The organism is Acinetobacter sp. GFQ9D191M (genome assembly GCF_011174875.1).
Taxonomy (GTDB): Bacteria; Pseudomonadota; Gammaproteobacteria; order Pseudomonadales; family Moraxellaceae; genus Acinetobacter.
Genome location: NZ_JAALGV010000031.1, coordinates 18,666 through 38,848 on the forward strand (window position 1 = coordinate 18,666; position 20,183 = coordinate 38,848).

The following is a 20,183-nucleotide window of genomic DNA, read 5'->3' on the forward strand; positions in this document are numbered from 1 at the left end:
GATCTCCTTATACCAACTCAATAATGGTTGCGATGCCCATACCACCACCCACACACAGGGTGGCCAGTCCACGTTTCTTACCTTGATGTTCCAGTTCATCCAGTAAAGTGCCTAGAATCATGGCACCGGTCGCACCAAGTGGATGTCCCATGGCAATGGCACCACCATTAACATTGACTTTGGCAGGATCAACTTTCATTTCATTGATAAAGCGCATCACCACAGCAGCGAAAGCTTCATTGACTTCAAACAGATCGATGTCATCAATGGTGAGTCCAGCTTTGGCTAAAGCCTTACGTGCAGCCGGGGCAGGGCCGGTGAGCATAATGGTTGGATCGGCACCAACCAGTGCCGTTGCCAGTACTTTGGCGCGTGGCTTGAGATTTTGCTGTTGCACTGCCTGTTCGGAGGCAAGTAATACGATTGCTGCACCATCCACAATGCCTGAAGAATTACCCGCATGGTGTACATGGTTTACAGAGCCTACTTCCGGATATTTCTGTAGAGCGATGGCATCAAAGCCTATCTGGCCCATCGTTGCAAAACTTGGCTTTAATGCACTTAAGCCTTCTGCAGTTGTTGTCGGTTTAATGAATTCATCTTTGTCTAGAATCACGACGCCAGCTTTATCTTTCACTGGAATAATAGATTTATCAAAATAACCATTCGCTTGGGCTGCTGCCGCTTTCTTTTGTGATTGCTCGGCGAATTGATCTACATCTGCACGACTATAACCATCAATGGTCGCGATCAGGTCAGCCCCTATGCCTTGTGGAATAAAATCGCAAGCCATATTGGTTTCAGGATCTAATGCCCACGGGCCGCCATCAGAACCCATCGGAACGCGAGACATGGATTCAACACCACCCGCAACGACCAGATCTTCCCAGCCTGAACGAACTTTTTGTGCTGCCAGATTTACAGCTTCCAGACCCGAAGCACAGAAACGGTTGATCTGAACGCCAGCCACATCATTGTCCCAGCCTGCGGCAATTGCAGCAGTTTTGGCAATGTCTGCACCCTGATCACCGATTGGAGTCACACAGCCCAGCACAATATCATCCACCTGAGATGTATCCAGGTTATGGCGTTCTTTCAGTTCATTTAAGAGCGTAGTCAGTAAACTAATTGGTTTAACTTCATGTAATGATCCGTCTTTTTTTCCCTTTCCGCGTGGCGTGCGAATGGCATCAATAATATAGGCCTCGCTCATACAATATCCTTTTCTTGCTTTACTGAAATTGTTCTAATGCTTCGAGTGTAATGATTAAATCTTGAAGTGCAATGACGAGAACGGACCAGATCATTTGAGCAATTTGGTCAGTCTTGATGGATTAAAAAGCGGGTATAAAAAAGCCCAAGTCTGGAGCTTGGGCTAGGGGCTTGTAGCGCTTAATAAACGATACTTTTCAAGTATACATTTTTAGAGCAAGGTTTTTAATGGTAACCGTGTAACTGACGGTATAGACCAGGTGTTACCCCTGTCCATTTTTTGAAAGCACGGTGGAAAGTGCTGGTTTCACTAAAGCCCACCTGTTGTGCCACGTCTTCCAACGTTAAATCCGGATTCAATAACAGGTGAATCGCAGCATCGCGACGTAGCGCATCTTTCACGCCCTGATAGCTCTTGCCTTCGGCAGCAAGACGGCGACGCAGGGTTTGTGGGGATAGATAGAGCATCGATGCAACATCGTTTAAGGTCGGCATTTCTTCACCGATCTGGCTCTTCAATACATCCCGGATCCGCGAAGTCAGCGAGTTGGTATTTTTAAATTTAACGAGAAGTTGAGCAGGTGCTGCTTTCAGGAATTCTTCCAGAGTTTCTTCATTCTGGCGAATTGGCAAATCCAGATAATCCGCTGCAAAGGTAATTTCAGTACGCGGCATATCGAACTGCATCACAGGTGCAAAGAACAGCGCATCGTATTCATCTGCATGCGCAGGGCGAGGGTAGCTGAAATGTACACGTTCCAGCGGCAGACGACGTTCAATTAACCACGATGCCAGACCATGCCAGATCATCAACATACTTTCAGTAATAAAGTGTTCCGGATCCATCGAATTTGGGATCAGGGGAACCAGACGCGCTTCATGCTTGTCACGTTCCAGGGTTACAGACCAGTCATCACCAAAGAGTTTGTAGAATTGAGAAGAAAGCTCGAGTGCATCGCCCAGTGTTTTGGCATGAATAATCAGCTGACACATGATCGCGAAAGTGCCCAGACGACGCGGCTGTTTGTCAAAACCGACATGTTCGTCCTGGGTCACCATCCACAACATTTTTATAAAGCGGGTATATTGTTCAGGTGAAATACGCGCTTTGGGCTGATGCAGCAATTCTGCTTCAATCCCGACGTGAGACAATAAAGTATCGACATCCATGCCCAAGCGCTTAACGCCAGATAAGGCAGCATTGACGAAGTGGATACTGATCGTATCACGACTCATGTTTAATCCTTCAGTCTCTTTAATGTTCACTAATATTTGACCTAAATGACAAAAAATAAAAAATCAATGGCAATTTACAAGAATTCAATTACCATTTTCTTACATGTTAAATTGCCGAAACTATCAAGGTAAATGGCTGAACATGACATTGTTTTTGGGCATTTATGTTCTTATGATGAGGCAAAAAGCGATATAAATAGAGTAATAACTCCAATGTCATATGCATTAAAAGGTTTGAAAATATTAGATTTTTCTACATTATTACCCGGTCCATTTGCTACATTATATCTTGCAGACATGGGTGCAGAAGTTGTGCATATTGAATCACCCACACGTCCTGATCTGGTGCGTTTAATGCCACCTTTTGCACATGGACAGGCCACAACGCATAATTATCTGAATCGAAACAAACATTCTGTCGCACTGGATTTAAAGAATCCCGAACATATTGAACAGATCAAATTCCGAATTGCGGATTATGACATTGTCGTAGAACAATTTCGTCCAGGTGTGATGCAACGGCTTGGCCTGGATTATCCAACACTCAGTGCGCTCAATCCACGCTTAATCTATTGCTCGATTACCGGTTATGGTCAGACCGGCCCTTATAAAGATCGGGCAGGGCATGATATTAACTATTTGGCTTTATCTGGGATTGCCGGGCATAGTGGCCGGCTTGAAAGCGGACCACCGGCAATGGGAATCCAGATTGCCGATGTCGCGGGTGGCTCCATGCATGCGCTGGTTGCCATTCTGGCAGCGGTGATTGAGCGACAGGGCAGTGGCCAGGGACAATATATTGATATTTCCATGACCGATTGCGCGGCGACACTAAATAATATGGCAGCTTCTGCCAGTCTGGCGGGTAATCAGCATCAGCAGATAGAATCAGGTTACTTAAATGGCGGTACCTTTTATGACTATTATCAGACTCAGGATGATCGCTATTTATCAGTAGGCAGTCTGGAGCCTCAATTCATGCAAGGTCTGGCACAGTTGCTGGATTTGCCGATCATTCTGGAAAAAGGAACTTCTTTCGCACCTGAAGATCATGCCTTAGTAAAACAGGCAATTCGCGATAAAATCAGATCCCAACCTCTATCTCACTGGCAAGCCTTATTTTCTCAGGCAGATTTCTGTGTCGAGCCTGTATTAAAGCTTGATGAAGCCCTGCATTCTGAGTTGGCACAGCAACGCGAATGGGTGGTGCAGGTACCAGTTAAAGTAGATCAGCGGGAGCAAACCGAAGCTCAACTGGCTTGCCCGATCAAGTTTTCAAGATCAACTATGCGATATCAATTTATTGGTCAGGCTTTAGGCGAAACCAAAGAGTGGTAATTGAGCGACTTTCTCATTTTGGTTTATGAAAAAAACTGCTAAAGATTTAAAAAATAAATCATTCATGTTAAAAATCAGAGGAAGCTGATCTAAAGCTTTATATCATTGAAAGTTTGCTAGGCTTATCAATAAAATCGCTATGAAATATGTATAAAAAGCATTTTATTGATAGATTCAATGTCGTTATCCTTGCCGACGATATAATAGAAACTACTAGCTGTACGCCATGTATTTATATACTGATTTCGATCAGCAACTGATTAATGAACGTGTTGCACAGTTCCGTGACCAGACGGAACGTTATTTAGCGGGCAAATTGACGGAAGATGAATACCGTCCGCTCCGCCTTCAAAATGGTCTTTATGTACAACGTTATGCGCCAATGTTGCGTATTGCGGTACCTTATGGCCTGATGAATTCTAAACAACTTCGTAAAGTGGCTGATCTGGCGAAAGAGTATGATCGTGGCTATGCACACGTTTCAACCCGTCAGAATATCCAGTTTAACTGGCCTGCACTAGAAAACGTGCCTGATATGCTGGCTGAACTGGCAACCGTGCAAATGCATGCGATCCAGACTTCAGGGAACTGTATCCGTAATACTACCACTGACCAGTATGCAGGTGTGGTGGCAGGTGAAATTGCAGATCCACGTCCGACCTGTGAATTGATCCGTCAATGGTCAACTTTCCACCCGGAATTTGCTTTCCTGCCACGTAAGTTCAAGATTGCGGTATCTGCGCTGGAAGAGATTGACCGTGCAGCAACTTCATTCCACGATATCGGTGTCTATATCGTAAAAAATGAAGCTGGAGAAATCGGTTATAAAATTAAAGTCGGTGGTGGCTTGGGCCGTACACCAGTAATTGGTAGTTTTATTCGTGACTTCCTACCACGTGAAGATCTGATTGCTTATCTTGAAGCAGTACTACGTGTCTATAACCTGCACGGCCGTCGCGACAACAAATATAAGGCGCGTATCAAAATCTTGGTAAAAGCTCTGACGCCTGAAGTCTTTGCTGAGAAAATTGAAGCCGAATTTGCACATACTGTTAAAACGTTGAAGATTGATGCTGAAACGCTGGCGAGAATGGATGAAAACTTTACTCCATTTGATTACCAAGATTATGCAGATGAAGACTTCACAGAGCTGTTTGCTCAGTATCCGAAGTTTAAGCAATGGTTCAACATCAATACCAATGCACATAAAGTGAAAGGTTATCGTATTGTCACGATTTCACTGAAACGTGCAGGCATTGCACCGGGTGATGTGACCACTGAGGAAATGAACCTGATTGCAGATCTTGCAGACAAGTACACCTTCGGTGAATTGCGTACGACTCACGAGCAAAATATTGCGCTGGTAGATGTACCACAAAAAGACCTGTTCGAATTGTGGCAGACGCTGGATCAGCATAACCTGGCACGTGCGCATATCGGTTTCTTGACTGACATTATCTGCTGCCCAGGTGGTGACTTCTGCTCACTAGCGAATGCGAAATCCATTCCAATTTCTGAAGCGATTTCACGCCGTTTTGATGATCTGGATACCATTTACAACTTGGGTAAACTGGACCTGAACATTTCAGGTTGTATGAATGCCTGTGGTCATCACCATGTAGGTAACATCGGAATACTGGGTGTAGATAAAAAAGGCGCTGAATTCTATCAGATCACTTTAGGTGGTAATGCGGATCATGATGCCTCTATTGGTGACATTCTTGGGCCATCATTTGCTGCAGAAGTGGTGCCGGATATCGTAGAAGAAATTCTGAATACTTATCTTGACTTGCGTCAGGACGGTGAAGAGTTTATCGATACTTATCGTCGTGTCGGCATTCAACCATTCAAGGAGCGCGCATATGCTTAATACCGCACTACAAGTGCTCTCTAAAGATGGCACAATTGCAGATAACACTTACCAGCTAATTGGTGAAGATGGTGTATTGCCACAGGGTGATGTGGTTCTGACTGTAGAGCAGTTAGACCAGATTGCCAATATTTCTGGTAAAAAAGCATTGTACTTAACGGTTGATGCTTCACCTGAAACCAATGAATTCCCACTAGACCAACTTGATGCTATTTTTATTGAGTTTGCAGGTTTTAATGATGGCCGTGGTTATTCATTTGCTGCATTGCTTCGCCGTCAAGGTTTCCAGGGTGAGCTACGTGCGACTGGTGATGTGTTCAAAGATGTCTTGAACTACATGAAGCGTTCTGGTTTTGATACTTTTGTCATTAAAGAAGGTAAAGATATTCAGGAAGCCGCTGCAGGTTTGGGTGATTTTACCAATCCGTACCAAGCTTCAACCGCCGTACCAACACCGAATTATCAAACTGGGGCTTAATTCGCCTTCAACTAAAAAGCCTCCATCTGGAGGCTTTTTTGTATTTAAACCTTAGAGTGCACGTTCTTCAAGTAGGCAGTTAATCATCCATTGCACTCCGAATTGATCCGTAAAGGCACTATAAAGCGCACCCCAAAAGGTTTTTTCTAAAGGCATTTCGATTTGACCATTCACTGATAAAGCTTCATAGAGTCGTTTGGCTTCATCCTGTTCATTGGCACTTAAAATAATCGCAATATAGTGATTAGTACCCTTACTAAATGCTGGTGTATTTTCAGTACAGAGTTTGTCATTGATATCAGAGCCCATGAGCTCTGTGTATTCATTAATTGGAAGTGAGATATGCAAAATCAGATTTTTTTCTTCATCTGATAAATCAATTCCTTGCTGTCCAGGCGTATCTCCATAACGGGTTAGACTGGAAAATTCGCCACCAAATACCGAACGATAAAAGGTAAAGGCAGCTTCGGTTTCACCCTGGAAATTGAGATAGTGATTAAGTCGCATGCAGGATTCCTTTTCTTATTCTGAATCCCTTTAATTTACGCCCTGAATTGAATCTGATTGATAAAGAAGCTTTATGAAAATGTAATTAAAAGAATTTACTTTATGGATAGATAATAAAAAAATGAAATATTTATAAAATAAAAAGAGGGCTATAAAAGCCCTCTCTACGAATTGATTATAAAAGAATTAGATCAGTTCGATTGCGACCGCAGTTGCTTCACCACCGCCAATACATAGCGCAGCGATACCACGTTTACCGCCTGTACGTTTCAATGCATGAATCAAGGTCAGGATAATACGTGAACCTGTAGAACCAACCGGGTGACCGAGCGCACATGCACCACCATTGATGTTGACTTTTTCAGGATCAAGCTTGAACTCATCCATTGGGCACATGGTGACCATAGCAAACGCTTCATTGATTTCCCAAAGGTCAACTTCCTCAGCTTTCCAGCCAGTTTTATCCAGAACTTTCTGAATCGCACCCACTGGCGCAATCGTGAATTCAGATGGATGCTGGGAGTTTGAAGCATAAGCAATGATTTTAGCCAAAGGCGCTAAACCTTTAGCTGCTGCATTGTCGCTTGAAGTCAGCACAAGGGCAGAGGCACCGTCTGAAATAGAGCTGGCATTTGCTGCCGTAATGGTCCCGTCTTTTGCAAAAGCAGGGCGTAGAGTTGGAATCTTGTCAATATTGGCATTGAATGGTTGCTCATCCTTATCAACGACTACATCACCTTTACGGGTGGAAACAGTGACTGGCACGATTTCATCAGCAAAGTAGCCTTCATTGACTGCAGTTTGAGCACGTTTCAGTGAACGGATTGCAAATTCATCCATCTGTTCACGTGTATAACCTTTGCTATTTGCCATATCTTGAGCAAATGAACCCATCAGGCGACCAGTTTCGGCATCTTCCAGGCCATCGAGGAACATATGATCCTTGATTTCACCATGACCCATACGGAAACCGCCACGCGCTTTTGGCAATACATATGGCGCATTGGTCATGGATTCCATCCCACCTGCAACCACATAAGTTGCAGAACCTGCCTTAATCATATCTGCCGCTTGCATAACTGCTTTCATGCCTGAACCACATAATTTATTGATGGTGACGGCACCTGTAGAATCAGGCAGACCCGCTTTACGCATCGCTTGACGGGCAGGACCTTGTTTTAAACCTGCCGGGAGTACACAACCCATAATGACTTCTTCAATATCGGTTGGCTGCAAGCCTGAACGCGCAATCGCTTCTTTGATGGTGGCAGCACCCAGTTCAGGTGCAGTAACGCTAGCCAAGCTACCTTGAAAGCCGCCCATCGCTGTACGTGCGCCATTGACAATTACGATGTCAGTCATTGTTATATCTCCCTATAAGTTTTGATCATTTTTTCTCGAACCTAAGCAGTATATTGAAAAAAGTACAGGATTAAAGTCCTAATCTGGATAAATCATAGACTCTAGGGTTTTATTAACAGGAGGCCAGATGTTCGATTCGGATATGTCCCATTTTATTCAAGACAATACGTTGCTGAGATGCAAGGTGAGTAGAACAATAATAAAAGCTGCCATTCGATCCAATTGGTAAAGCCGTCAGGGCTTGATAAGTTACGTTCGGCATACTTAAAGCACCTCGCCAACTCAAGTTACCGTATTTAAGATTAAGTTGTTCAATGTGTAAAATTTGTTCGTCATTGTCGACTTGACGATTACGGTTTTTATCAATAAATACCAGCAAATTTTTATTCCATTGGTTTGCTTGGCAGGTTAATGAATCTTGACTGGGACAAATCACAATATTCTGGTGAAACACAGCTGCCTGGCTGCGTGCATAACGATTGGTTGCTGTAAGTTTCATCGGAATATTTTTGGCTTCCTGCTTGGATAAATAATCATGAAAGTAAGGCAAGGCAATTGTGACCACAATTGCGATAAGGGCAATACAGATAATTAACTCAACAATAGTGAACGCTCTTGTTATCTTTTTATACATAGAGTTACCTGATTTATATATTATTTTTATTTGAAACATGCTATTAATTGTGCGTTTTTTATGCTTAATTGAGCGAGTAAGAAATGCCTTACTCAAAATTCAAAAAGGCGCTTAAAAATAAATTGGCAATGACAATAGGCGATTCACAACAAAAAATTGAGTAAAAAATTACTGAATTACAACGGAAATTGTAAGTAATTTTGTCAATAATTTACTTGATTAGATTAATCAAGCACTTGGAAAAATAATAAAGTGTTTGTATGATGCGCAGTGAATAGCTTAAAAATAACACTGGGGTAAAAAAAGCCTATCTCAGAATGGCCTATTAGAAGGCTTGAGCTTGAACAACAATTGTTATCTCTGGAGGATAAATCCATGAAAATGAGTCGTATTGCTTTAGCAATGCTTGTAGCTGCTCCTTTTGCTGCTGCAAACGCAGGCGTAACTGTTACTCCATTAATGTTAGGTTATACTTGGCAAGACACCCAACACAACAATGGCGGTAATGATGGTGAACTAACAAGTGGTCCTGAATTACAGGATGATTTGTTTGTAGGTGCTGCAATTGGTGTTGAACTAACTCCATGGTTAGGTTTCGAAGCTGAATATAGCCAGGTTAAAGGTGATGTAGAAAGTGTTAATCCTGGTTCAGAATACAAAGGTCAGAACATTGCAGGTAACTTCTATGCAACTTCTGATGTGTTCACTGGCAACTATGACAGCAAAATCAAACCATATGCATTGTTAGGTGCTGGTCATTACAAATATAAATTTGATGATGTGCCGCGTGGTGGACGTGGTGATGAAGAAGAAGGTACACTAGGTAATGCTGGTATCGGTGCATTCTGGCACATCAACGATGCTTTAGCGCTACGTACTGAAGCTCGTGGTACTTATCACTTTGACGAAAAATTCTGGAACTATACAGCACTTGCTGGTCTTAACGTAGTTTTAGGTGGTCGTTTGAAACCAGCTGCTGACGTTGTAGAAGTTGCTCCAGTTGAGCCAGTAGCTCCAGTAGCTCCAGCACCACAAGAGTTGACTGAAGACCTGAACATGGAACTTCGCGTGTTCTTTGATACGAATAAATCAAACATCAAAGACCAATACAAACCAGAAATCGCGAAAGTTGCTGAGAAGCTAGTTGAATATCCAAACGCAACTGCTCGTATCGAAGGTCACACAGACAGCACTGGTCCACGTGCATTGAACGAACGTTTATCTCTAGCTCGTGCTAACTCTGTTAAATCTGCACTTGTTAACGAATACAACGTAGATGCATCTCGTTTGTCTACTCAAGGTTTCGCTTGGGATCAACCGATTGCTGACAACAACACTAAAGAAGGTCGTGCTATGAACCGTCGTGTATTCGCGACAATCACTGGTAGCCGTACTGTTCTAGCTGAACAACCAGCTGCTCAATAATTCGTTATTGAACAGTGATTAAAAAAAGCGACTCTTTGAGTCGCTTTTTTTATGGCTGTTTTTTGCATACACTTGCTGCTCGAAACTGATTTGGAGTTAAAGCATGAGTATAGAACTCCCTCAAGACTTACAAAGTCTGGAAGCTAATAGTGGTATATATGCAATCTGGATGGTTTTTCATCATTATGGAATAGATCTGCATATTCCTGATCTGGTGCAATTGACACAGTATAATGATGAGATGGGAGCTTCAAGTATTGCACTCGCTGTTGCACTTAAAACACTAGGGCTTGATGTTGAATTTTTTACAGAAACTGATCCCGATAAACAGCCGCTTGAAATCCAGTTTTATCAAAAAGCACAAGAACTCAAAGTGTCTGTTCATGAATATCCACTTTCTTATACAGATATTCAAAAATCGGTAGATAAAGGCCGTTTTGTAATCGTGTTCTACGATACGCTGGAAGGGGTAGGGAACCATTCATTAATTTATGAAATCAATGAAAAAGAAATCAGTTTCTTTGATAGTTTTAATGCTATGTCTAAAGAAGTTTTCGAACAGCAGCGTCGAGTAAAAGGTATTTGTCAGCAAGTCATCGTGATTGATGACCGTAATTTTGTCATGCGTCATAGCTGATTTCAGAATATAAAAAAGCAGCTACTTGAGCTGCTTTTTTAATAAAGGTGAGATATTAGTGTTTTTCAATATTCATCGGTCGAACATCCATCTCCTGATAGGAAACCAGTTTGGTTTTATATTTCCACTTATAACCTAGCCAGATCACCAGGAATAATAAAATACCGATATAAGTAGAAAGGACAGCCAACCACTCACCATCTAGGACAGCTTGATAATTTTGACCTAGAACAACAATTGAACAAAGGACGAAGGCAAACCAAGGCGCGAACGGGAAGAATTTAGCTCTATAGGCTAGACCTTCAAGTTGATAGCCTTGAGCCAGATAACCTTTACGGAAGCGGTAATGTGAGATCGCAATTCCGAGCCAGACAATGAAGCCACACATACCTGACATATTCAGCAACCAGTTAAAGACTTCCTGCTCGCCAAAGAATGTGGTCAGGAAGCATAGTGCCGCAATCGCCGTGGTCGCATACAGGGCATTCATCGGTACACCGCGTGGATCCAGATGGGCAAACAGCTTAGGCGCACTGCCTTTACGTGCCATATCGAACAGCATACGGGTCGAAGAATACATGCCTGAGTTACCTGCAGACAGAATCGCAGTCAGAATTACCGCATTCATCATACTGGCTGCAAAAGCAAAACCTGCTTTCTCATACAATAAAGTGAATGGAGAAAGGGCAATATCTTCAGTTGCAGCTGCCTGTAAGAGACGCGGATCATTATAAGCAACCAATGTACCGATAATGAAAATACATACGATATAGAACAGCAGGATTCGCCAGAAGATTTGCTTGATCGCGACTGGAATGGTTTTTTGCGGATCTTTAGATTCACCAGCCGCTACACCAACCATCTCGGTACCCTGGAACGAGAATCCGGCAATCATGGCAACACCAATCAAGGCCTGGAAACCGCCTACAAAAGGCGCTTCACCTACGCTCCAGTTTGCAAATGCCGAAACACCCGGTGTGAGCATGATCTTGGCAATCATCCAGATCCCGATGATGATAAAGGCAATAATTGCCAGAACTTTCACTAATGAGAAGAAGAATTCTGATTCACCAAAACCTTTTACTGTGAGAGCGTTAATCCCAAAGATCACAGCGAGGAAGATCGCACTCCAGTAAAAGCCCGGAATATCAGGGAACCAGAATTTCATAATGAACTGTACGGCAACCAGTTCAAAGGCAACGGTAATCGCCCAGTTGTACCAGTAGTTCCAGCCTAAAGCGAAACCAAAACCACCTTCGACATATTTGGTGCCGTAGGTAAAGAATGCGCCCGAGGTCGGATTATGAGTCGCAAGTTCTCCAAGGCTGGTCATCAAGAAATAAATCATTACGCCAATCAGGGCATAGGCGAGAAGTGCGCCACCCGGGCCTGCGCTGGCAATAGTCGCACCTGAGGCCAGGAATAAACCTGTACCGATAGACCCGCCAATCGCGATCATATTGAGATGACGAGCACCAAGCTTACGCTGCAGCTGCACGCTGTTCTGAGTTTCGCTCATCATGATTCCTTAGCATTTTTTTGAGTGCTGGCGAAGAGCACTTTAAAACCTTGTTGATCAGTTTTGACTGTACATTGGCCAAAACTTTGTTCAATTAAAATTGGATAATTTAAGAAGCGGTTTGCCACAATCCATAATTCACCGCCAGACTTGAGATGACGACGCGAAGTCTTGCATAAAGTTTCGCTGGCCGCATAGTTGGTCTGGATTCCCTGATGGAAAGGGGGATTGCTGACAATGGCATGTAAAAAAAGCGGTGCATCTTCAATACCTGACACAGCTTTAATTTCCAGCTGCTGAGGGCTGAGCTGATTTTTCTCAAATGTCATTTGGGTAGAAGCCAAGGCAAAGGCATCTACGTCCAGAGCAAAAATACGGTTCTCAGGATTCAGTTTGGCTAAATAAGCACTGATCACACCTGCGCCACAGCCAAAGTCGGCAATCTTGCCTGAGGTCACTTGAGATAAATAGGGTAAGAACACCGCTGTTCCTACATCCAGATGATCCTGACTGAATACACCTGGAAGTGCACAAATCTGCAAATCACCTTTTGGTGTCGCAACTGTATAGGTCTGTGCCCAATCTGCCAACGCTTTTGCTTCGACCGTGCAGTCTAGAGTCAATTGCCACAATTGGCAATGTCGTGCGCTGTCGAGCTTGATGAGTTTACCATAAGCCTGTAGCTGCTTTGCCGCACGCTCTACACCACCTTTCTTTTCACCCACCAGAAAAACACTGCTGCCTTGTTTTAATCGGGCTGCAATATTGTGAATCAGATAATTCAATAATTCTTTTGATTTAGGTACGAAAATAACCGCCTGATCAAATTCCTGATCAGGAAATTCTGCGCCGAAATGAACCTGGGCCTGCTGTGACTGGAAATATTGAAAATCATTATAATTCCATGTCCAAACAAAGGGCTGGATAGATTCACCACATTCAGCAAGAAGCTCATCGGTCGGTGCATTCACCAGCAATACGCGACCAGACAAATAATCATATTGTCTTAATAAAACTTCGCTTTTAGGATCCATAGATCTCTCTCCAATAGAAAAAACACTGTCCGAGTCCAACTCAGACAGTGTTCTTTGGACATGAAATTACTTCTTTACTTCAGGAAGTACAATATTCAATATGAGGGCTGCAATACCGCCTGTCGCAACACCTGAGCTAAAGATGTTACGGAATAATTCAGGAAGATGTTCCAGAATCTGAGGTACCTGTGCAACGCCTAAGCCAAGTGCAAGCGAAATTGCAATGATCAGCAGGGCACGACGGTCTAAGTGAATACCAGACAGGATATTAATCCCAGATGCAGCGACTGCACCGAACATCACCATCACTGCGCCACCAAGCACAGCTTGAGGAACGGCTTGGATCACACCTGCAACAGCAGGCAGTAGACCTAGAATCACGAGGAGTGCTGCGATCCAGATCCCGACATAACGGCTAGCTACACCAGTCAGCTGAATCACACCATTATTTTGTGCGAAAACTGAACTTGGGAAAGTATTAAATAAGCCTGCAAGTAGGGAGTTAGCGCCATTCACCAATACACCACCTTTAATGCGATTCATCCAGGTTTGACCATCGACTGGCTGATTCGATAATTTTGATGTGGCGGTAATATCACCAATGGCTTCCAGTGAAGTCACCAGATAAATGAATGCCATTGGAATAAACAGGCTCCAGGAGAAGCTTAAACCAAAATGCATTGGGGTTGGAATCTGAACCAGAGGTGCATCTTTTAAACCATCAAAGTTCAGATGACCCATAAAGCCGGCAAGGATATAACCCACAACCAGTGCAATCAGAATTGCTGAGCTTTTTACCCAAGTGATGCGTACACGGTTCAGTAAAATAATTAATGCCAGAACGGTACATGACATGATCAGGTTATCTGCATTGGCGAAAGTTTTGTCACCCATGGCTTGATAACCACCACCCATGCTGATCAGACCTTCTTTAATCAAGGTTAAACCAATCAATAGAACTACAATACCCGTTACTAGTGGAGTAATGAGTTTCTTCACCCATGGCAAAATGCGTGACACGCCCATTTCAATAAATGAACCTGCAATCACTACACCAAAGATCGAAGCCATCACCGCTTCTACCGGTGTGCCTGCAGCGACCATCGCTGAACCGATCCCGATGATTGGGCCAATAAAGTTAAAACTTGTACCCTGAACAATCAGCAAGCCTGCGCCAAAGGGCCCCACTTTCTTGGATTGTAAGAAAGTTGCGATACCAGAGATCACCAAAGACATGGACAAGATCATGTTGGTATCTTCTTTGGAGACCCCAAGTGCCAGACAGATCAGTAAACCTGGCGTTACAATTGGGACAATAATGGCCAATAAATGCTGGAATGCGGCTAAAAATGCGATAAACGGTTTAGGACGATCTTCAAGGCCGTAGACAAGGTCAAGTTGATCTTTAGAAAGAGGAGATTGATTAAAATCAGACATGTGTCAATGCAAATTAAGGCTGGGTGGCGCTATTCTAATCGAGTTACACGTCATTACAAAAGTAATTGGAAAAAAAATTGACGCTCTCTACAAACAGTCACTGTCAAAAGTTTGTATTTTTCTGTATAATTTGCCCTCAAATTTAAAACGTATCGAATTTACATGTCAGATATTAAAACTCTCCGTAACATTGCCATTATCGCGCACGTCGACCATGGTAAAACCACTCTTGTAGACAAACTTTTGCAACAATCAGGTGCTCTCGGTGATCGCGCGGGTGAGATCGAGCGTGTCATGGATTCGAACGCGTTAGAATCTGAACGTGGTATTACCATTCTTGCAAAAAACACTGCAATCAAGTGGTTAGATAAACGTACAGATACAGAATACCGTATTAACATCGTGGACACCCCGGGACACGCCGACTTTGGTGGTGAAGTTGAACGTGTAATGTCGATGGTTGACTGCGTACTGCTTCTTGTAGATTCACAAGAAGGTCCTATGCCACAAACCCGTTTCGTAACGCAAAAAGCGTTCGCGCGTGGTTTGAAACCAATCGTAATTATCAATAAAGTTGATAAACCAAGTGCGCGTCCAGACTGGGTAATCGACCAAGTCTTCGACCTGTTCGACAACCTTGGCGGTACTGACGAACAGTTAGACTTCCCAGTAGTTTATGCTTCTGGTCTTCGTGGTGTTGCTGGTCCTTCTCCAGAAGAACTTGCTGACGACATGACTCCATTGTTCCAAACAATCGTAGACATCGTTGAGCCACCAGCAGTTGACGTTGACGGTCCATTCCAGATGCAAATTTCATCTTTGGACTATAACAGCTTCGTAGGTGTAATCGGTGTTGGTCGTATCCAGCGCGGTTCTGTAAAACTGAACACTCCTGTGACTGTCATCGACAAAGAAGGCAAAACTCGTAACGGCCGTATCTTGAAAATCATGGGTTACCATGGTCTAGAACGTGTTGATATTGAAGAAGCTTCTGCAGGTGATATCGTTTGTGTAACTGGTATCGATGCACTGAACATTTCAGATACAATTTGTGATCCTAAAAATGTTGAAGCGCTTCCAGCACTTTCTGTAGATGAACCTACAGTGTCTATGACTTTCCAGGTGAACAACTCTCCGTTCGCTGGTAAAGAAGGTAAATTCGTAACTTCACGTAATATCCGTGAGCGTCTTGACCGCGAATTGATCCACAACGTAGCACTTCGTGTTGAAGATACTGACAGTCCTGACCGTTTCAAAGTATCTGGTCGTGGTGAGCTTCACCTTTCTGTACTGATCGAAAACATGCGTCGTGAAGGCTTCGAGCTTGGTGTATCACGTCCACAAGTGATCATGAAAGAAATCGACGGTCAAATGCAAGAACCGTACGAAAACGTAACGTTTGACGTTGAAGAACAGCACCAAGGTTCTGTAATGGAACAAATGGGTCACCGTAAAGGCGAAATGACCAATATGGAAGTTGACGGTAAAGGCCGTATCCGTATTGAAGCAACTGTTCCTTCACGTGGCTTGATCGGTTTCCGTTCTGAATTCATGACCATGACTTCTGGTACTGGTATCATGACTTCAAGCTTCTCGCACTACGGTCCTGCTAAACAAGGTACTGTTGCGAAACGTCAAAACGGTGTACTGATTTCTATGGTTCAAGGTACTTGCCTGGGCTATGCACTGTTCACACTTCAAGACCGTGGTCGTCTGTTTGCTAAACCACAGTTAGAAGTTTATGAAGGTATGATCGTAGGTATCAACTCACGTTCTGACGACATGGTGGTTAACCCAACTAAAGCGAAACAGTTAACTAACGTACGTGCGTCTGGTACTGATGAAGCATTGACTCTTGTTCCAAACCTTGAATACACGCTAGAACAAGCGCTTGAATTCATTGAAGATGACGAGCTAGTTGAAGTAACACCTAAGTCAATCCGTATCCGTAAACGTTACCTGACTGAAAACGAACGTAAACGTAACCGTTCTAAATAAGACCGGTCACTGATACGAAAAAAGCCGCTGAATCAGTTCAGCGGCTTTTTTATTGGGTAGAAATTACATACACTTAATAAATTAGTTTTAAATAGAAATCCCTAACTAATGTATAATCCATCACAAAATTGTATAAAAATACTGGTGACTTTATGAGCATTATTCAAGAATTTAAAGAATTTGCGGTAAAAGGCAATGTCATGGATCTCGCAGTGGGTGTGATCATTGGCGGTGCTTTTGGTAAAATTATCGATTCTATGGTGAAAGATATCATCATGCCTGTCGTGAGCTGGATCTTGGGTGGTGATGTTGATTACTCTAACTGGTTTGTCGTGTTAGGCGATAATCCAAATAATGTGACCAATCTGGCTGAAGCACAGGCAGCCGGTCTGAATGTCTTTGCTTATGGTAATTTCTTGACCATTCTCATTAACTTCCTGTTATTGGCATGGGTTGTATTCTGGTTGGTGAAACTGATGAACAAACTGCGCCGTGATAAAGCAGAAGAAGCAGCGCCTGAACCTGAAGCGACTCCGGAAGATATTGCATTGTTACGTGAAATTCGTGATGAGCTAAAAAAACGTCCGGAAGCTTAAGCTTTTGGAGTAAATAAAAAAACGGCGTATAAGCGCCGTTTTTTTATTTTCTGACCTCTCCCTAACCCTCTCCTGAGAGGAGAGGGAACCCTAAAGGAATTAAAAATCCATCCGAAACTTAATTTCTACCAAATGAAAACCGAACTGACTTTTGATTGGGCCATGCAGAACATGTTCTGCAGCAGTAAAGACCAGTTTATCAATCACTGGAACAAGTTGGCCTTTTTTTACTTCACCGAGTTCACCACCACGTTTGGCAGAGTTACAGGTCGAATATTGTTTGGCAATCTTAGAAAAATCTGCACCTGCCAGAATCTTCTTCTTAAGCTGTTCAGCCGTATCTTTATCCTTAACCAGAATATGACGGACAATCGCAGTCTTCATGATTTCTTACCTCGTACAGCAGCCACACGCTTAGGTGAAAGCTTTACCTTTTTTAGCGGCTGGCATTCAGGACAATAGACGGATGCGCGCTGGCCGAGCTTGATATTTTCCAGTGTCGTTTCGCAGTTCACGCACATTTCTCCTGCACGGCCATAAGCCAACAGCGTCTGCTGGAAATAACCATTTTCTCCCATGGCATTGGTATAGTCGCGTAAAGTAGAACCCCCTAGGTCAATTGCCTGTTTTAAAATGCGCTTGATCTCAACCACCAGTTTTTCAACCTGTTCGAAACTCAAACTTGAGGCTGGCTGGGCTGGATGAATACCCATATTGAACAGGCTTTCAGTTGCATAGATATTGCCTACGCCGACCACGACATGGTTATCCATAATTGCAACTTTGGTGCCAACGTTTTTATTTTTTAGTTTTTCAAATAGATATTCGGCATTAAAAGCATCGCTTAATGGCTCCGGCCCAAGCGTATCAATCAGTTTGCTTTGTGATTGAGCGTCTAACCAGAGAATACAGCCGAAACGGCGCGGATCATGGTAACGCAGCTGGATCTCTTCAAACTGGATAATCAGATGATCATGCTTGCGCAATTCTTCATTGGCTTCACACAAGCGAAAGCTGCCTGACATACCCAGATGCCAGAGCATCGTATCCTGTTCAAATTGCGCCAGAATATATTTAGAACGACGCGTAAGCTGTAGCAGGCGCTGTCCTTGCAGACGGGCGAGATCATCAGGAATCGGCCAACGTAAACTAGGCTGACGCACTTCAACTTTTAGCACTTGCTGATTAAGAAGGGGAAGGAGGCTGGTTTTGGTGGTTTCAACTTCAGGTAATTCAGGCATAACACTTGGTAGCTATTATCATGTGGCTAATATTGGGTGTTTTAAGTCTGAATGCAAGTCCTGTTTGAATAGAAGTTATAAGCAGGACATTCAAAAATATTTTAACAATTGGTTAAAAAATAAACTTTAATATTGAGATGGTTTCAGATCCAAATAATAAAAATAGGAAATATATGGGTTGATTTTTAGTATTTAACATACTGAAAAATATAAATTATATAGAATTTATTGTTATATAAAATATATTTTCTTATAACTTAAAGTTTTACCAATAATAAAAAAATTGCTGCGTTTTTAAGTGAAAAGTTATGTAACGTTCTGTATCAAGTCATACAGGGCATGCATCAGGCTGCCTTTACTCTCTCCATATGTTTAGGTTTTATATGAAAAAGTCAAGTCTAGCTTTATTGCCATTGATGGCAGCCATGACCTCTGCTCAGGCTGAATCTGCATTTGATCCTCAAGGACAGTACCTATTAGGTGACTGGAATGGAAAACGTACTGAACTTGCTCAACAAGGTGTCAAGTTTGAAGCAAACTTACTGACAGATACAGCGTATCTGGCTGATGGCGGACGTAATGAAGGGGCTGATCCTCTAACTTCTGCACAGTTATGGTTGGGTACACAGTTAGACATGGAAAAACTGGCTGGCTGGGATGGCGTAACTGTTCGTGCAGTGGCGACTGCGCGTCAGGGTCAAAGTACATCGGTACGTGATTTACAAGGTGATGCAGCTCAATGGGCCAATGTTCAAGGGACATTTGGCCGTGGTAACCAGGACAGCCGTTTAACCGAACTTTCAATTGAAAAGAACTATAAGGATCAAGGACTGAGCATTAAAGCTGGTCGTCTGGGTCTCGGTATGGACTTTAATGTGATGGCCTGTGATTTTGCCAGTACAGCATTTTGTGCTGCGCAGATGGGTAAATGGCAGGGCAATATCTGGATGAATACCCCAGTCGCACAATGGGGTGCACGTGTAAAACAGCAGTTAAATCCTGAAGTTGCTGTACAAGTCGGTGTTTATGAATTTAATCCAGATAATGGTAATGCCAAAGCCGAAGGTCAAGGTTGGAGTCTGGATACCGACAATGCTGATGGTGTGACCATTCCTGCAGAAGTAATCTGGACACCAAAATCATTGGTAAATGGTTTGCCTGGCAGCTATCGTGTAGGCGGTATGTATAACACTGCTGATGATGTTGCCAACCAGAAAGATGTTGCGACAGGTGAAGGAAAAAACCGCACCTTTGCGGGCTGGTTAGCTGTAGAGCAGCAATTGACTTCAACGGGTAATGACCGTCAGGGTTTACACTCATTCGCTAACTTTACCTGGCATGATCGTGATACCAATAAAGTAGATAATTCACAACAGTTGGGTCTGAAATATATTGGTTTGGTGGATAGCCAGCCGAATGATATATTGGGTTTAGCGGTTAATCGTGTACATGTAAATGACCGCTTTGCAGATTCACGTCCAATTTATGATGCGAGTGCCGAATACAATATCGAACTCAACTACAGCTATAACGCAACAAAATGGCTGATGCTACGTCCAAACCTGCAATACGTTATAAATCCGGGGTCTAGCAATCAAGTGGATAATGCATTGGTGTTAGGTTTGACTACACGAGTGATCTTCTAAAAAGAATTTAATC

18 protein-coding genes are annotated in these 20,183 nt (G+C 43.1%); 8 read left to right on the forward strand and 10 right to left on the reverse strand.

Going from position 1 to position 20,183, the window contains the following annotated elements:
- Positions 1–7: 7 nt before the first annotated feature.
- Both G5T77_RS06230 and G5T77_RS06235 read right to left on the reverse strand, forming a co-directional pair.
- Positions 8–1,213, reverse strand: a complete 1,206-nt coding sequence (locus G5T77_RS06230) for an acetyl-CoA C-acetyltransferase (protein WP_166139197.1) — start codon at positions 1,211–1,213, stop codon at positions 8–10.
- A gap of 224 nt (positions 1,214–1,437) precedes the next feature.
- The gene (locus tag G5T77_RS06235; protein ID WP_166139193.1) at positions 1,438–2,448 is read right to left on the reverse strand and encodes an AraC family transcriptional regulator; all 1,011 of its coding nucleotides are present in this window, start codon (positions 2,446–2,448) and stop codon (positions 1,438–1,440) included.
- Positions 2,449–2,661: 213 nt separating this feature from the next.
- On the opposite strand from G5T77_RS06235, the gene G5T77_RS06240 reads away from it, so the two are divergent.
- The 3 genes from G5T77_RS06240 (at position 2,662) to G5T77_RS06250 (ending at position 6,134) form a co-directional block, all read left to right on the forward strand.
- On the forward strand, positions 2,662–3,786 hold the full coding sequence (locus G5T77_RS06240; protein WP_166139152.1) for a CaiB/BaiF CoA-transferase family protein: 1,125 nt from the start codon (positions 2,662–2,664) through the stop codon (positions 3,784–3,786).
- Positions 3,787–4,012: 226 nt separating this feature from the next.
- Positions 4,013–5,656 carry a nitrite/sulfite reductase gene (locus G5T77_RS06245; protein ID WP_166139149.1) on the forward strand — a complete coding sequence of 548 codons (1,644 nt, stop codon included), beginning with the start codon at positions 4,013–4,015 and terminating at the stop codon, positions 5,654–5,656.
- Positions 5,649–6,134, forward strand: a complete 486-nt coding sequence (locus G5T77_RS06250; protein WP_159123675.1) for a DUF934 domain-containing protein — start codon at positions 5,649–5,651, stop codon at positions 6,132–6,134. The genes G5T77_RS06245 and G5T77_RS06250 overlap by 8 nt, the downstream gene beginning before the upstream one ends.
- A 51-nt stretch (positions 6,135–6,185) precedes the next feature.
- On the opposite strand, the gene G5T77_RS06255 is transcribed toward G5T77_RS06250, so the two are convergent.
- The 3 genes from G5T77_RS06255 to G5T77_RS06265 all read right to left on the reverse strand — a co-directional run bounded on the left by G5T77_RS06255 (position 6,186) and on the right by G5T77_RS06265 (position 8,637).
- On the reverse strand, positions 6,186–6,641 hold the full coding sequence (locus G5T77_RS06255; RefSeq protein ID WP_166139146.1) for a VOC family protein: 456 nt from the start codon (positions 6,639–6,641) through the stop codon (positions 6,186–6,188).
- Positions 6,642–6,827: 186 nt separating this feature from the next.
- On the reverse strand, positions 6,828–8,003 hold the full coding sequence (locus G5T77_RS06260) for an acetyl-CoA C-acyltransferase (protein ID WP_166139143.1): 1,176 nt from the start codon (positions 8,001–8,003) through the stop codon (positions 6,828–6,830).
- Positions 8,004–8,115: 112 nt separating this feature from the next.
- Complete coding sequence (locus G5T77_RS06265) at positions 8,116–8,637, reverse strand: GspH/FimT family pseudopilin (protein ID WP_166139140.1); 522 nt, start codon at positions 8,635–8,637, stop codon at positions 8,116–8,118.
- A 375-nt stretch (positions 8,638–9,012) separates the two neighbouring features.
- On the opposite strand from G5T77_RS06265, the gene omp38 reads away from it, so the two are divergent.
- Together omp38 and G5T77_RS06275 are read left to right on the forward strand one after the other, a co-directional pair.
- Complete coding sequence (gene omp38, locus G5T77_RS06270; RefSeq protein ID WP_166139137.1) at positions 9,013–10,062, forward strand: outer membrane protein Omp38; 1,050 nt, start codon at positions 9,013–9,015, stop codon at positions 10,060–10,062.
- Between the two features lie 103 nt (positions 10,063–10,165).
- The gene (locus G5T77_RS06275; protein WP_166139134.1) at positions 10,166–10,699 is read left to right on the forward strand and encodes a peptidase C39; all 534 of its coding nucleotides are present in this window, start codon (positions 10,166–10,168) and stop codon (positions 10,697–10,699) included.
- A 55-nt stretch (positions 10,700–10,754) separates the two neighbouring features.
- On the opposite strand, the gene G5T77_RS06280 is transcribed toward G5T77_RS06275, so the two are convergent.
- The 3 genes from G5T77_RS06280 to G5T77_RS06290 form a co-directional block, all read right to left on the reverse strand.
- Positions 10,755–12,218 (reverse strand): amino acid permease, encoded by a 1,464-nt coding sequence (locus tag G5T77_RS06280; protein WP_166139131.1) that lies wholly within the window; start codon positions 12,216–12,218, stop codon positions 10,755–10,757.
- On the reverse strand, positions 12,218–13,252 hold the full coding sequence (locus G5T77_RS06285) for a methyltransferase (RefSeq protein WP_166139128.1): 1,035 nt from the start codon (positions 13,250–13,252) through the stop codon (positions 12,218–12,220). The genes G5T77_RS06280 and G5T77_RS06285 overlap by 1 nt, the downstream gene beginning before the upstream one ends.
- A 66-nt stretch (positions 13,253–13,318) precedes the next feature.
- Positions 13,319–14,689, reverse strand: a complete 1,371-nt coding sequence (locus G5T77_RS06290) for a uracil-xanthine permease family protein (RefSeq protein ID WP_166139125.1) — start codon at positions 14,687–14,689, stop codon at positions 13,319–13,321.
- A gap of 162 nt (positions 14,690–14,851) precedes the next feature.
- Between G5T77_RS06290 and typA the strand changes: the two genes are divergently transcribed.
- Both typA and mscL read left to right on the forward strand, forming a co-directional pair.
- Positions 14,852–16,687 carry a translational GTPase TypA gene (typA, locus tag G5T77_RS06295; protein WP_004785176.1) on the forward strand — a complete coding sequence of 612 codons (1,836 nt, stop codon included), beginning with the start codon at positions 14,852–14,854 and terminating at the stop codon, positions 16,685–16,687.
- Between the two features lie 152 nt (positions 16,688–16,839).
- On the forward strand, positions 16,840–17,283 hold the full coding sequence (gene mscL / locus G5T77_RS06300; RefSeq protein ID WP_159123684.1) for a large conductance mechanosensitive channel protein MscL: 444 nt from the start codon (positions 16,840–16,842) through the stop codon (positions 17,281–17,283).
- Positions 17,284–17,382: 99 nt separating this feature from the next.
- On the opposite strand, the gene G5T77_RS06305 is transcribed toward mscL, so the two are convergent.
- Complete coding sequence (locus G5T77_RS06305; RefSeq protein ID WP_004785172.1) at positions 17,383–17,667, reverse strand: peptidylprolyl isomerase; 285 nt, start codon at positions 17,665–17,667, stop codon at positions 17,383–17,385.
- Positions 17,664–18,524: a bifunctional DNA-formamidopyrimidine glycosylase/DNA-(apurinic or apyrimidinic site) lyase gene (mutM, locus tag G5T77_RS06310; RefSeq protein WP_166139121.1), complete on the reverse strand. Its 861-nt coding sequence runs from the start codon at positions 18,522–18,524 to the stop codon at positions 17,664–17,666. The genes G5T77_RS06305 and mutM overlap by 4 nt, the downstream gene beginning before the upstream one ends.
- A 383-nt stretch (positions 18,525–18,907) precedes the next feature.
- Here mutM and G5T77_RS06315 point away from each other — a divergent pair, with 383 nt between their 5' ends.
- Complete coding sequence (locus G5T77_RS06315) at positions 18,908–20,170, forward strand: carbohydrate porin (RefSeq protein ID WP_166139117.1); 1,263 nt, start codon at positions 18,908–18,910, stop codon at positions 20,168–20,170.
- Positions 20,171–20,183: the final 13 nt, after the last annotated feature.